This is a genomic window from Arcobacter sp. F155 (assembly GCF_004116455.1).
In the GTDB taxonomy this organism is placed as follows: Bacteria; Campylobacterota; Campylobacteria; order Campylobacterales; family Arcobacteraceae; genus Halarcobacter.
On record NZ_PDJU01000014.1, the window covers coordinates 64284 to 78006 of the forward strand.

At 28.1% G+C, this 13723-nt stretch carries 12 protein-coding genes; 8 read left to right on the forward strand and 4 right to left on the reverse strand.

Features of this window, described 5'->3' with window-relative positions:
- Positions 1–138: 138 nt before the first annotated feature.
- Complete coding sequence (locus CRV03_RS13120; RefSeq protein WP_129085592.1) at positions 139–3192, forward strand: tetratricopeptide repeat protein; 3054 nt, start codon at positions 139–141, stop codon at positions 3190–3192.
- 23 nt (positions 3193–3215) lie between these two features.
- Here the strand turns inward: CRV03_RS13120 and CRV03_RS13125 are convergent, their stop codons facing one another.
- Both CRV03_RS13125 and CRV03_RS14270 read right to left on the reverse strand, forming a co-directional pair.
- On the reverse strand, positions 3216–3434 hold the full coding sequence (locus CRV03_RS13125; protein ID WP_129085593.1) for a co-chaperone YbbN: 219 nt from the start codon (positions 3432–3434) through the stop codon (positions 3216–3218).
- 15 nt (positions 3435–3449) lie between these two features.
- The gene (locus CRV03_RS14270; RefSeq protein WP_258239098.1) at positions 3450–3581 is read right to left on the reverse strand and encodes a hypothetical protein; all 132 of its coding nucleotides are present in this window, start codon (positions 3579–3581) and stop codon (positions 3450–3452) included.
- A gap of 114 nt (positions 3582–3695) precedes the next feature.
- Here CRV03_RS14270 and CRV03_RS13130 point away from each other — a divergent pair, with 114 nt between their 5' ends.
- The 6 genes from CRV03_RS13130 to CRV03_RS13155 all read left to right on the forward strand — a co-directional run bounded on the left by CRV03_RS13130 (position 3696) and on the right by CRV03_RS13155 (position 11555).
- Positions 3696–5150: a YdiU family protein gene (locus CRV03_RS13130; protein ID WP_129085594.1), complete on the forward strand. Its 1455-nt coding sequence runs from the start codon at positions 3696–3698 to the stop codon at positions 5148–5150.
- A 182-nt stretch (positions 5151–5332) separates the two neighbouring features.
- Entirely contained in the window at positions 5333–5935 is a 603-nt protein-coding gene (locus CRV03_RS13135; protein WP_129085595.1) for a TetR/AcrR family transcriptional regulator, read from the forward strand.
- A 38-nt stretch (positions 5936–5973) separates the two neighbouring features.
- Positions 5974–6162, forward strand: a complete 189-nt coding sequence (locus CRV03_RS13140) for a DUF2798 domain-containing protein (RefSeq protein ID WP_309109195.1) — start codon at positions 5974–5976, stop codon at positions 6160–6162.
- Positions 6162–7157, forward strand: a complete 996-nt coding sequence (locus CRV03_RS13145; RefSeq protein ID WP_129085597.1) for an efflux RND transporter periplasmic adaptor subunit — start codon at positions 6162–6164, stop codon at positions 7155–7157. The genes CRV03_RS13140 and CRV03_RS13145 overlap by 1 nt, the downstream gene beginning before the upstream one ends.
- Before the next feature lie 11 nt (positions 7158–7168).
- A complete protein-coding gene (locus tag CRV03_RS13150; RefSeq protein ID WP_129085598.1) occupies positions 7169–10300 on the forward strand; it encodes an efflux RND transporter permease subunit in 3132 nt (1043 codons plus the stop codon).
- Positions 10301–10310: 10 nt separating this feature from the next.
- Positions 10311–11555, forward strand: a complete 1245-nt coding sequence (locus CRV03_RS13155; protein ID WP_129085599.1) for a TolC family protein — start codon at positions 10311–10313, stop codon at positions 11553–11555.
- Between the two features lie 6 nt (positions 11556–11561).
- Here CRV03_RS13155 and CRV03_RS14150 read toward each other — a convergent pair whose 3' ends face one another.
- A complete protein-coding gene (locus tag CRV03_RS14150) occupies positions 11562–11726 on the reverse strand; it encodes a hypothetical protein (RefSeq protein ID WP_164968666.1) in 165 nt (54 codons plus the stop codon).
- 12 nt (positions 11727–11738) lie between these two features.
- Positions 11739–12041, reverse strand: coding sequence for a hypothetical protein (locus CRV03_RS13160; RefSeq protein ID WP_129085600.1), 303 nt, complete (start codon positions 12039–12041; stop codon positions 11739–11741).
- 135 nt (positions 12042–12176) lie between these two features.
- On the opposite strand from CRV03_RS13160, the gene CRV03_RS13165 reads away from it, so the two are divergent.
- Positions 12177–13601 (forward strand): cache domain-containing protein, encoded by a 1425-nt coding sequence (locus tag CRV03_RS13165; RefSeq protein WP_129085601.1) that lies wholly within the window; start codon positions 12177–12179, stop codon positions 13599–13601.
- Positions 13602–13723: the final 122 nt, after the last annotated feature.

Genomic DNA, 13723 nt, shown 5'->3' on the forward strand with positions numbered 1-13723 from the left:
TTTCGTGGATTATAGCTAAAATTTTCTAAGAGTAAATATATAGTAAATACAGTTATAATTTTTACTTATACTTGAAGGTAAATAAAATTAATTCTTAGAAAAAGTTAGATAATATAAATTAAAAAATTATGGTGTTGTATGATAAATGAACTAAAAAGGCTTATTGAAGAAAAAAAAGTTATTCCTTTTGTTGGTGCAGGTATTTCTAAAAATATAAAATATAAAGATGGCTTAAATGCTTTTTTTGACTGGAAAGAGTTACTTATTAAACTTAGTGAAAAAATAGAAAAAGAAAAGCAAAAAAGTGCGATAAAACTTTTTTTAGAAGATGAACACTGTGATTATTTAGAAATTGCTGATATGATTGAAAAAAGAATGTCAAAAAATGATTTCAATAAAGCATTAAAAAAAGTTTTAGATATAGATTACAATACTATTGATGAAACTACATATGATTTACCAAAAGCTATATGGAACCTTAATACAAACCTTATTATTACAACAAACTATGATAAGGTTTTGCATAAAGCATGTGAAGATGAAAACTTATCTCATTGGGATATTCAGTCAAAATATGAGCAAGCTAACTTAGGAAGAGATGGGGTTAATAAGTCTACAGTATGGCACTTACATGGATTTGAAGATAACCCAGATGATATAATACTTACTTCAAAATCTTATAATGATTTTTATACAGAAAATCCAAATGAGAGTAAACATAAATCTGCTTTAGAAGCTTTAAGAACTACAATTAATACTAAATCACTTTTGTTTATAGGTTTTAGTTTAGATGATGATTTTTTTGTAAAACAGTTAAACAGAACTGTTGAAATATTTGGTGGAAATTCACATGAACACTATATTCTTTTGAAAAAAGGTTCAAGACCAAGTAATCTGAATGAAAATATAAAAGTAATAGAGTATGAAAATCATGGTCAACCTTTAATAGATAAAATAAACTCTCTTAAAACTCAAATAGATATAGATATTTCTTCTGAAAATAAAAACAGTTTTAATGCACTAACTTCTCTACCTGCTGAAAATAAAGATTATTTTATAGGAAGGCAAGAAGAACTTGAAGAGATAAAACAAAGGTTAAGTTCTGATAGTCTAACTTATATAGTGAATGGAATAGGAGGAGTAGGTAAAAGTGAAATTTCTTCAAGATATTTTCATGAAAATAAACACAATTATAAAAATGTAGCTTTTATAGAGGTAAGCGATACTTCATCAATAGAAGAGTTATTTAAAACAAAACTGAAAGAAAAATTGTCTTTAGAAGATGAAGATGATTTTGATACTATTATTCAAAGACTTCAAAGTCTACCTCAAAAAAATCTATTGTTTCTTGATAACCTAGAAAAAAGAGAAGATTTTGATAAAATAAAGCCATTAAATACAAATTTTGATTTATTGATAACTACAAGAATTACAGATATAGATGTAAAAAACCAATTAAATTTAGATACCTTAAATCCCAAAGATGCAAAAGATTTATTTTTAAGTATTTATAATAAAGATGAAAATATTTCAGATATCTTAGAGTACTTAGATAATCATCCTTTATTTATAAACTTAACAGCAAGTTCACTAAAAAGAGAATACATTGATTTAGAAGAGTTAAGAGAAAGTATAACAAATCAAACTGTCTCAAAAATTGACTCAAAGGATAATAAAACTTTTGAAGAACATTTACAAAATACATTCAATAAACACTTCGTATCTGTAGAGAAGGATGAATTAAAATATCTATTACAGCTCTTAGCCTTTTTTCCATCTCTTGAAATAGCGTATGAAGTATTAGAAAAATGTTTAGGTATAGAAAAGTTAAAAGTAAAACTTCAAAAGCTAGTAGAAAATGGTTGGTTAAATAAAAAAGACAATACTTATAAGCTTCATCAGATTATTAAAACTTTTATTTTAGATAACTATAAATTAGAATATGATGATGTTTCATTTGTAATAAAAAATATTGGTGAGTATATAAATCCAGATGATAGTACACTTATTGCTAATAAACTAGGTGCTTATATTCCAATAATAGAATCTTTTTTATCTTTATATTCTCATATAAAAAATGAAATAACTTGTGCTTTATATGACTCTCTAACTAATATTTATTATTCCCAAGGTTTATATGATAATGCATTTTTTTACCAAGAAAAAGTGTATGAAATAAGAAAAAGTATTTATCCTGAAAAGTCAGAGTTTATTGCTAAAAGTGAAATTTTGTTATCTATTATTTATCACGCTAAAGGAAAATTAGATAAGGCTTTAGAATTTCAAAATAAAGCATTGCTATTAAGTGAAGAGATATTAGGAAACAAACATCCACTTGTAGCAACTGGTTATAATAATATATCCTTAATATATCAAGCTAAAGGAGAGTTAGATAGAGCTTTAGAATTTCAAAATAAAGCATTGCTATTACGAGAAGAGATATTAGGCGAGAAACATCCAGATGTAGCAACTAGTTATAACAATATGTCTACTATTTATCAAGACAAAGGAGAGTTAGATAGAGCTTTAGAGTTTCAAAATAAAGCATTGCTATTGCGAGAAGAGATATTAGGCGAGAAACATCCAGATGTATCGACTAGTTATAACAATATGTCTACTATTTATCAAGATAAAGGAGAAGTAGATAAGGCTCTAGAGTTTCAAAATAAAGCATTATTATTAAGAGAAGATATATTAGGATATAAACATCCAGATGTAGCAAATAGTTATAATAATATATCTACTATTTATCAAGATAAAGGAGATTTCGATAAGGCTTTAGAATTTCAAAGTAAAGCATTGTTATTAAGAGAAGATATATTAGGATATAAACATCCAGATGTAGCTAATAGTTATAATAATATATCTATTGTTTATCAAGATAAAAGAGATTTAGATAAGGCCTTAGAGTATCAAAATAAAGCATTATTATTAAGAGAAGAGATATTCGGGGATAAGCATCCAGATGTAGCAATTAGTTATAACAATATATCTTTTATCTATAAAGAATCGAAAGAATGTAAAAAGGTAAAGGAAAATATTGAAAAAGCAATAGCTATTTGGAGTTTAAATTATTTTAATAAAAAAGAATTGTTCGTAGCTAAAGACCTTTTAAAAGAGGTTACTAATCATATAAAGAAAGAAAATAAGTTAAAATATAATAAAAAAGGCAGATACTGTAAGGATTCATAGAAGTGGCATTTCAGTAAGTAAAACTACTTACTGAAATACTCTTTTTCGTATGCTTTAAGTTGTTCGACACTTTTAATTCCGTATTCAAGAATTAAAAGTTTGCCATCTTTTAAGTATGCAAGAGCAGGAACTCCGAGTAAATCAAAGTGTTTTGCTATATTCATCTCTTTTCCTACATTTACTTTATAGATAGTTACATTTTCTTGCTTGTTTTTACTATACTCTTTTATGTTCCGACCCAGAACCTTACAAGCAGGTCAATATACACTATAAAAATCAATAATTACATTTTTATTTTCTAGTTTTTCTTCAAAATCTATCTCTGAAAGTTCTTCAAAAGCGAATAGTGAAGAAAAGCTAAATAAAAATAGAAATAAAAGTTTTTTCATCTTTTCTCCTTTTAATTTATTTTATAATGTAGCTTAAATTTGTAAAGTATTTGTTTAGTTAAATCAGATAAAAAATATCTTATTTTATAATTCCCAAAATATAAAGAGGTATTAATGAAACTAGATGAGCTAAAAGTAGAGTGTGATTATTTTGATTTTGATGAAAAGTTTTACCAAAAGGTTGAACCACAAGCACTTTATGATGCTCATCTAATTAGTTATTCTAAACAAGCATGTGATTTAATATCTCTAGATTACAGTGAGTGTGAAACACAAGAGTTTGTTGACTTTGTAAATGGAAAGAAAACTTTAAAAGGCTCAACTACTTATTCACAAGCTTATTCTGGACATCAGTTTGGATATTATGTTCCTCAATTAGGTGATGGAAGAGCTATAAATTTTGGAAGTGTAAATGGTTGGCATTTACAAACAAAAGGAGCAGGGCTTACAAGATATTCAAGACAAGGTGATGGAAGGGCTGTTCTACGTTCTAGTATTAGAGAATATATTATGAGTGAAGCTATGCATGCTTTAGGAATACCTACAACAAGAGCACTAGCAATTATTGGTTCAAATCATCCTGTTCATAGATCTTATGAGGAAGAAGAAACAGCAGCAATAGTTTTAAGAATGTCTCCTTCTTGGATAAGAATAGGAACATTTGAGTATTTTGCAAAACAAAAAGATACGAAACATTTAAAACAGTTACTTGATTATGTAATTGACAATAGTTATTCTCATCTAAAAAACTTAGACTATAGTTATGAGAGGTTTTATTTTGAGCTTGTAGATAAGACTTCAAAATTAATGTCTCAGTGGATGGCATATGGATTTATGCATGGAGTGATGAATACAGACAATATGTCAGTATCAGGACTTACAATTGATTATGGTCCATATGCTTTTATGGATAATTTTGAGATGATGTGTATTTGTAATCATACGGATGTAGAAGGAAGATACTCTTATAATAATCAGCCACATATCGCAAAATGGAATTTAGAAGTTTTAGCTTATGCTTTAAAAGATGTTTGCGACGTAAATAAACTAATAGAGTATTTACAAACTTTTATGTCAGCAAATCAAAAACACTACTTAGAGCTTATGAATAAAAGATTAGGTTTAGATGATAACCTAAGTGGTGATTCAAATTTAAATTTAGTAGTTTCATTATTAGAAGCTTTAGAAGTATCAAAGTGTGATTATAACTGCTTCTTCTGGGAACTTACAAATATAAATTCACTTGAAGACTTTTCAAATGTTTTAGATATAGTTCCTATTAGACAACCTTTAGAAGAGTGGTTTGAAATGTATAAAGATACTTGTAAAAAACAAAATCAAGACTTTGAGTCTATGAAAAAATTAATGAAAAAAACAAATCCTAAATATGTAATCAAAAACTATATGCTTCAAGAGTCTATTGAAAAAGCAAAAGAGGGTGATTTTTCTTTAGTAAATGATTTATTAAAAATTGCCCAAAGCCCATTTGATGAGCATAAAGAGTTTGAAAGATACTCAAAACCAACTCCTCAAGAACACGCAAACCTACAGCTTTCTTGTTCTTCATAATCATACCACTTTTTAGACATTTTTTTATAATAAAATAAAGACTAAACTTAAAAACTGACCATTGGTCAGTTTTTAAAAGTAATTTAAGTTCTATTTCTTTATACTTCTTTTTGAGTAATTGACCGACGGTCAGTCAAAAAGTTAAATTTTTGATTACTTTTTATCTGGAAGGAGATAAAGATTTGAGTCCTAGAAAAATAAATAAAGAAGAAAAAAGAAGAGAAATTGCACTTTCTTGCTCTGATTTAATCCATGAAGTAGGCATGAAAAAACTTACTGTAGCTGAGGTTGCAAGAACTGCAGGTATTGGTAAGGGAACTATTTATGAATATTTTGAAAACAAAGATGACATTATTTTTGAAATTATAAACATGCATATTGAACAGCATCATCAAGAGTTTACTAAAGAAGTTGCAAAGTTAAATACTATTGAAGAGAAATTTGAACTTTTTTTTGATTTTGTATTAAATGATACAGAAGAGAATATGAAACATTTCAATGGCTATAAAGAGTTTTTATCAATTGTTTTAGCAGAAGAGAACTTACCAATGAAAGAGTTTAATTGTGAGAAAAATGAATATTTTGGTGGAGAGCTTATTAAAATTTTAGAAGAGTCTATAAATAATGGTGAGATAAAAAAAGAAGCTCTTAATTTATCAGATGGAATTTTAACTTACCACAAAGGACTTGCACTAAGAAAAATGAGTCAAGCTAATTTTGATGTTAGAGCAGATTATGAAAGGTTTATTGGAACAATATTACAGTTAATTGAGATTAAAAAATGATAGACCCAAAATATAGAAGACTAACTTTTGCTTTTTTCATGTCTTTGTTTATGAGTTTTATTATGAGTATGGTGATCACATTCATTAATCTAGGATTTATTGATGGATTTATATTAAAGTGGATGGAAGCATTTGTAAAAGCGTTTGTATGTGCTTTCCCAATCGTATTTTTTGTAGCACCTATGGTACAAAAGATTACAAACAAGTTAATTAAAGAGGAAAAATAATGATAAAAAAATTGTTAAGTATAACTATTTTTTCTGCTTCACTTTTTGCAATGGGAGGTCCTTCATTAGTAGAGACTTCAAAGGTTGTAAAATCAGAGGTTAACCCGTTACAAGAGTTTGTTGGAACAATTAAGTTTGATAAAAAATCAGTATTAGCAGCACAAAATTCTGGTGTTGTAAAAGCAATTAATTTTGAAATTGGAGATAAAGTTAAGAAAAACAAAACTTTAGTTCAAATTGATGCTGATATTTTAAATGCACAAATTCAATCAGCAAAAGCAACTGCAACAAGTACTAAAAGAGATTATGAAAGATATACAAAACTACTTGAAAATAAATCTATTTCTCAAAAAGAGTTTGATGATATTAAAGTAAAGTATATTGCAGCAAAAAGTACTTTACAAGAGTTACAAATACAAGCAGTTAAGAAAAGAATCAAAGCTCCTTATAATGCTGTAGTTGTAGAAAGACATGTTGATTTAGGTGAGTGGGTAAATGCTGGAAGTCCTGCTGTAACAGTTGTGGATACTTCAAAAGTAGAGATTACTTTTAATATTCCTTTATCAGTTATAAATGGATTAAAGAAAAATGATATTTATGATGTAACAGTTGCAAATAATAGTTTCAAAGCAAAATTAATAGCAGCAATTCCAGCTGGAGATAAACTAACAAGAACTTTCCCTGTTAAATTTAAGGCTGATATTAAAGATGGTTTTGTTTTTGATGGACAAGAAGCAAAAGTAAGCCTTTCAAAAAATGGAAAAACAGAAGCTTTAGTTGTACCAAGAGATGCAGTTATTAAAAGATTTGGACAGAATGTTGTATTTACAATTACGGATAAGATGACTGCTCAAATGATGCCTGTACAAATTATAGGATATCTTGGAGATAAAATAGCAATTTCAGCACAAGGCTTAAGTGAAGGTATGGATGTAGTTAGCAAAGGAAATGAAAGAGTATTCCCTAACTCACCAGTAAAAGTATTAAATAAATAATAAGGTAAATAATGGATTTAATTAGGTTTTCAATAAAAAACCCCGTTACAATAATAGTTTCAGTACTTATTGTTGTTCTTTTTGGTTTTTTATCATTATCAAAACTTCCTTATCAATTAACTCCCACTGTTACTAAGCCAGAGATTAAAATCACAACAGTATGGCCTGGTGCAACTCCCTATGAGATAGAAAGAGAGATAATTGAAGAACAAGAAGATACTTTAAAGAGTTTAAATAACTTAATTGAGTACGAATCTAGTTCAAAAGATGATTATGGTGAAGTTACTTTAACTTTTAAATTAGGAACAGATTTAAGAGCTGCATTACAAGATGTATCAAATAAATTAAATGAAGTAAGCTCTTATCCAAACAATGTAGAAGAACCAGTAATTGAAACAGCAACAGCTAGCCCAGTTATTTGGATGATGCTTCAAACATTAGATAATAACCCAAGACATGTTGATGAATATAAAACATTCTTTGAAGATGAAATAAAACCTGCAATTAGAAGAGTTGAGGGTGTTTCTGGAACTATGGGTGGTGGTGGAAGAGAACAAGAGATGCAAATTGAGTTTGATGTTAACAAACTTGCCTCTTATGGTCTTACTATCTCACAGGTTATAAATATTTTACAAAATGAAAATGTGGATGTTTCTGCAGGACTTCAAAACTTAGAAAGACGTTCTTATAGAATTAGAACAGTTCATAAGTTTAAATCAATAAAAGATATTGAAGAAGTTATTCTTATCTCAAATAGAGAACAAAGAGTTAGAGTAAAAGATATTGCGAAAGTAAACTTTGGATATGAAACTCCAAGTACAGTCGCAATGTTCCTAGGAAAAGATGGTATTTTCTTAGGTGTTCAGCCAAGTTCTGAGGTAAATGTTGTAAAACTTACAAATGATGTTGAAAAAGTAGTAAATGATTTAAATGCAGGAGTTTTAAAAGAACAAGGTTTAAAAATTCACTGGATTTATGATGAGAGACCATATATTGTTGGTTCGGTTGATTTAGTTCAAAAGAATATTATCATTGGTGGTATATTAGCTGTTATTATTTTAATAATCTTCTTAAGAAGTTTATCTCCAACAGCTGTTGTATCAGTTGCTATCCCAATTTCTATTATTGGTACATTTATTATTCTATCAGTTATGGGAAGAAGTTTAAATACTATTTCATTAGCAGGTATCTCCTTTGCCGTTGGTATGCTAGTTGATGCCGCCATTGTTGTATTAGAAAATATTGATAGACATAGAAAAGCAGGGGAGTCAATCTCAGAAGCTGCTTATAAAGGTGCAAGTGAAGTTTGGGGAGCATTGATTGCTTCAGCGTTAACGACTATTGCTGTATTCTTACCAATTATTTTCTTAGAAGATGAAGCGGGACAACTATTTAAAGATATTGCAATTGCTGTAACATCAGCAGTAACATTCTCATTATTTGTTTCAATTGCGGTTATTCCAATGCTTTGGAAAAAGTTTGCATCTTTCTCTAAAAAAGAACCAAAAGATGCAGGAAAGATAGCTCAATTTGGACATAAAGCAGTTGAGTTTATAATGTCTATTGTAAAACTGTCACTTAAAGATGTAAAATCAAAAGTGATTACAATTTTATCATTGGCTATTTTATCTGTAGGTATTATTTATACACTGTTTCCTAAACTTGATTATTTACCTCAAGGAAATAAGAACTTAATTTTTAATATCTTAATTGCTCCTCCTGGATTATCTTACGAAGAAAGATATGAAATGGGTGCATATTTAATGAAAGGTATTGAACCTCATGTAAATAAAGATGTTGGAGATATCCCTGGGTTAAATAGAGCCTTCTTTGTTTCATTTGGAGACTTTAACTTATTTGGTGGAACTTCTGTTCATGAAGATAGAGCAAGAGATTTAATTCCAATGTTTGCTCCTCTTGTAAACTCTATGCCATCAGTATTTGGTGTATCAATTCAATCAGGTGTTTTTGAAGATGGAATTGGTGAAGGAAATGTTGTAAATATTGATATTTCTGGTGAAAAGATTGAAGACATTGCAAATGTAGGTTCTCAACTATTTGGTGCAACAATGCAATCAGTACAAGGTGCACAAGTTAGACCTGTACCATCAGTTGAACTTCTTTATCCAGAAGTAAGACTTAGACCAAATCAAGATGCTTTAAGAGCATTAGGACTTAGTTCAAGAGATTTAGGTGTAACAGTTGATGTTTTAATGGATGGAAGAAAGATTGGTGACTTTGAGCAAGAGGGTAAAAAGAAAATTGATTTAGTATTAAAAGCCAATGAGAGCCAAATAAGTTCTCCTGAGGATATTTTAGCTTCACAAATTGCTTTACCAAATGCTTCTTTAGTACCTGTATCATCTTTAGCAACAACAGAGTTTACAACTGGTATTTCTGAGATTAGACACTTAGATGGAAAAAGAACAATTACTCTTCAAGTTACTCCTCCACAAGGAATGACTATAGAAGAGACAATGAAAATTATTGGTGGTATGCTTGAAGGAATGAAAGCAAAAGGAATGATTCCTCCTTCAGTAGAAGTTGGTATGTCTGGAACAGCTGATAAACTTACAGAGACAATAGGTTTACTTCTTGGAAACTTTATTTTAGCTCTTGTAATTGTTTATTTACTTATGGCTTCATTATTTGGAAACTTCTTGTATCCAATTGTTATTATGTTTACAGTTCCTTTAGCAACAGCGGGTGGATTTATTGGTTTAGCATTGACAAATACCTTTATTGCTCCACAGACTTTGGATATTTTAACTATGCTTGGGTTTATTATTTTAGTTGGTATTGTTGTAAATAATGCAATTTTAATAGTTCACCAAAGTTTAAATTATATTAGAAATAAAGGAATGGAACATAAGCAAGCAGTAATTGCAGCAACAAAAACAAGAGTTAGACCTATTTATATGTCATCTATGACATCAGTTTTTGGTATGTTACCATTAGTTTTAATTCCAGGACCAGGAAGTGAATTTTATAGAGGATTAGGTTCTGTAATTACAGGTGGATTAGCATTTTCAACTATCTTTACTATTTTTGTAACTCCTGCACTTTTAATGTTCTTCATTAAATTAGAGCAAAGAGTTAAAAATAAAGAAGTACAAGAACCAGTTGACGTAAGTAAAGCATAAGGAGTAGTAGATGAATAAAAAAATACTAAAACTTTTGCCCCTAACATTTTTAGGGGTAAATCTATATGCTTTAGATATAAATGAAGCTATAGATAAAGCATTAACAAATAACAACAGCTATATAAAACAACAATATATTTATGATGAAGCAAAAGCTAATGTGACTAAAAATCAAGCAGGATTTTTACCTAAATTAGATACTTCTTATACATACAATGCAAATAAGTATGATATTGGAGAAGGGAAAGACAACGCAAATGCAAGTGCAGTTTTATCATACAATCTTTTTAGTGGTTTAAGTGATTACTATAATTTAGATGCAGCAAAAAGCAATAAGGTGGCATCTAAATATAGTTTAGAAGCTGCAAGATATGATTTAGTATATGAAACAAAAGTAAAGTATATATCTTATTTAAAAAGTCTAAAGAATATTGAGACTTTAGATAATGCATATAAATTATTACAAAAGCAATACAAAGATTCTGAAAATAGATTTGAACAAGGTTTATTAGCTAGAAATGATTTACTTCAAGTTAATGCACAAATGCTTCAAGCTAAACAAAATCTTGCACGGGCAAAAGCTGATTCAAAAGTTGCTTGGTATAGCCTAAAAAATATTTTAGGTGGTAGTTTAGCAAAAAGTGAGAAAATAGAAGACCTAAATAAAAATGCAGTTTTTGCTTTTGACTATAAAGAGGAAGAGATCTTTTCAAGAAGTGAAATTAAAGCATTAAAGAAAACAGTTGAAGCTTTAAGTAGTCAAAAAAATGCAAATGCATATGGTACAGCTTTGCCATCGGTTTCTTTGAATCTTGCACATACAAAGTATGGACAAGACGCTTCTTTAAACTCTGATGAGTTAACTTATGATGAGCAATCAACAGCTACTGTAAATGTAAAGTGGAATTTATATAATGGTGGAGCAGATTATGCTCAAACTGTTATTTTAAGAAAAAAGTCTTTACAAGTAAAAGAAGACTTAGAAGAGTTAAAATTAAATATAAAACTACAATATGAAAATGCAGTTGAAGAGTTTGATGTTTCTAAATTAAACTATGAAACTGCAAAGATATCTTTAGAGCAATCAAAAGAGAACTATAAAATAGTAAATAATAGATTTAATGAAGGTTTATCTACAAGTACAGATTTAATAAATGCAAACTTTTTATTAACACAAGCAAAACAGAGTTTTGATAATGCCTTTTATGATAGATTTTTAGCTAAAGCTTCTTTAGACAGAATAGCTGAAAGATAGATTTATTTAATCGAAGAACTTGAACTCTTTTTCAAGTTCTTCTTTTGTTGCACCTTCTTCTTTTCTTTTTTTGTACTTTTTCATTGTTTTAAAATACTTATAGCTTTGAAAAAGGGCAAAGATTACAAAAATAAATAGAAATATAGAGAAGATAATAAAAATTATTTCCATGTTATTCTCCTATTAATTTGAACCAAATCCTAAGAAATTACCTTTCTTTTCATTTTTCTCTTCAAGTTGTTTTTTAGTAGGAACATTTTCTACTCCCTTGAAGTCATCAAACCATTTTAGCTGTTCTGGTGTACGTTTTATCTCTTTGTTCTTATCTGTAGAACTAAAGTCAAAACCGCCTTTACCGAAGTTCATCTTATCATAAATTAGAAATGCAAAAATTATAATTGCAATTGTAACTAAGATTTTAAACACTGTCTGTGATACAGTTGTTGCAACTGTTTTCTTTTTTTGTACTTTATATTCTTTTGCCATAATAGTCATTATTACATAAAAATTATTAAAGCAACTTTTTTTATTACAACTAATAGTTTCAAACTATAAAACTTTTTTGACACTATTTTGATACCCTTCTATTATAAAATTACATGATTTCACGTAGGACTGAAGATGGAGAAAATAAATTATAAATATACTTTTTTAACACTATTTTTTCTAATGGTGTTTGCACTATTAGCTTTGTTAATTTTTTCTTTTAAAATCTCAAATAAAAATGATATTAATACCTTATCTTCGGATAGGATAAAAGAGAAGATATTAATAAAAGAGAAAGGCTTTTCATCTAAAATAGATAGTTATATTTCAACTTTAGAGGCTATTTCTCATAACAGTTTTTTAAAAGAGTATATAAGTAAAAATGAAAAGAAAGAAGACCTGGAACAACTGCTTGTAACTATACAACGAACACTTCCTGAAGCAATACAAATTAGAATATTAGATATGCAAGGGATGGAAAAGATACGTGTAAATAGAGTCTCTTTAGGAAGACTAAACGAAAAAAAATTTTCACATATAGTTCCTGCAAATGAGTTACAGGATAAGTCAAATAGAGACTATTTTCAAAAGTTTAAAGAGTTAGAAGCATATGAAGTTGGCTTTTCTAAAATTGATTTAGAAATAGAACAAGAGAAAATAGTAATACCTAAACAAACATCATTAAGACTAGGAACAGTAGTAAATGATAATCAAGGTAGAAAGAGTGCTATTTTGATTATAAATATAAATATGACTGAGTTCTTTGAAGAGTTTGAAAAAAATGTTTTATATGATGTAATGCTTATAGATAAAAAGGGTAAGTTTATTTTACATTCAAATAAAAAGTATGGAATACTTTCTAATACTTTTGATACTTTTTTATTTAAAGATGCCTTTGCAAATGAGAATACTTCTTTAGCTTTAAAAAGTGATGAATACTCTTCTGATACTTTTTATTCTAAAAGGTTAAAGCAATTAAAAAATGGTCAAGATTTAAGACTTGTTTTAGGTTTAAAATATCATGAATTAGCTTCTTCAAAAGAGAAAGATAGAGATTTAACATATTTAATCTTTATTTTATTGGTATTATTACTTTTACCATTGATTATATATTTTTCAAAAGCACCTGACAATTTAAAAAATAAATTAAAAACTCAGATGATAACAGATAATTTGACAAACCTTTCAAATAAAGAGGGCTTACTTTATGAGTACAAAAACAATAAAAGCCTTGATAAGATAGTAGTAGTTGTACAGATTGATAACTTCTTGAAAGTAGCAAATGCATATGGTTATAAAGTAGCAAATCAGCTATTAAAATCGATTACAAGATTTTTAGAAGAGTATCAGTATCGAAATAGATTTTTAGAACTTTATAAACTAGATAGGGATTCTTTTGCTTTTATATATAGTTTTGAAAATAGAAATATTCTAAAAAAAGATTTAGAGCGATTATACAAAGATGTTGAGAATGAAGAGTATGTTATTAGAAATAATTTTAAAATTCTAGTTGAGTGTACTGTATCTTCAAGTAGTATAGAGCCTTCTACAAATATATAATGCCACTAAAAGTCAAGACAACTATTTCGTAATTTAAATTCCACCTATCTCTGTATCGTTATGCAACATTTTTCATCTGATTTAAATAAACATTCATTGGCTTGTCATAACCTAATGCTGAA

What these genes read in the sequence shown, in the direction of transcription:
- CRV03_RS13145 (WP_129085597.1), top strand. Translation starts at nt 6,162, where the DNA reads ATGATAAAAAAATTGTTAAGTATAACTATTTTTTCTGCTTCACTTTTT.
- CRV03_RS13140 (WP_309109195.1), top strand. Translation starts at nt 5,974, where the DNA reads ATGTCTTTGTTTATGAGTTTTATTATGAGTATGGTGATCACATTCATT.
- CRV03_RS13150 (WP_129085598.1), top strand. Translation starts at nt 7,169, where the DNA reads ATGGATTTAATTAGGTTTTCAATAAAAAACCCCGTTACAATAATAGTT.
- CRV03_RS13155 (WP_129085599.1), top strand. Translation starts at nt 10,311, where the DNA reads ATGAATAAAAAAATACTAAAACTTTTGCCCCTAACATTTTTAGGGGTA.
- CRV03_RS14150 (WP_164968666.1), bottom strand. Translation starts at nt 11,726, where the DNA reads ATGGAAATAATTTTTATTATCTTCTCTATATTTCTATTTATTTTTGTA.
- CRV03_RS13130 (WP_129085594.1), top strand. Translation starts at nt 3,696, where the DNA reads ATGAAACTAGATGAGCTAAAAGTAGAGTGTGATTATTTTGATTTTGAT.
- CRV03_RS13160 (WP_129085600.1), bottom strand. Translation starts at nt 12,041, where the DNA reads ATGGCAAAAGAATATAAAGTACAAAAAAAGAAAACAGTTGCAACAACT.
- CRV03_RS13120 (WP_129085592.1), top strand. Translation starts at nt 139, where the DNA reads ATGATAAATGAACTAAAAAGGCTTATTGAAGAAAAAAAAGTTATTCCT.
- CRV03_RS14270 (WP_258239098.1), bottom strand. Translation starts at nt 3,581, where the DNA reads ATGAAAAAACTTTTATTTCTATTTTTATTTAGCTTTTCTTCACTATTC.
- CRV03_RS13165 (WP_129085601.1), top strand. Translation starts at nt 12,177, where the DNA reads ATGGAGAAAATAAATTATAAATATACTTTTTTAACACTATTTTTTCTA.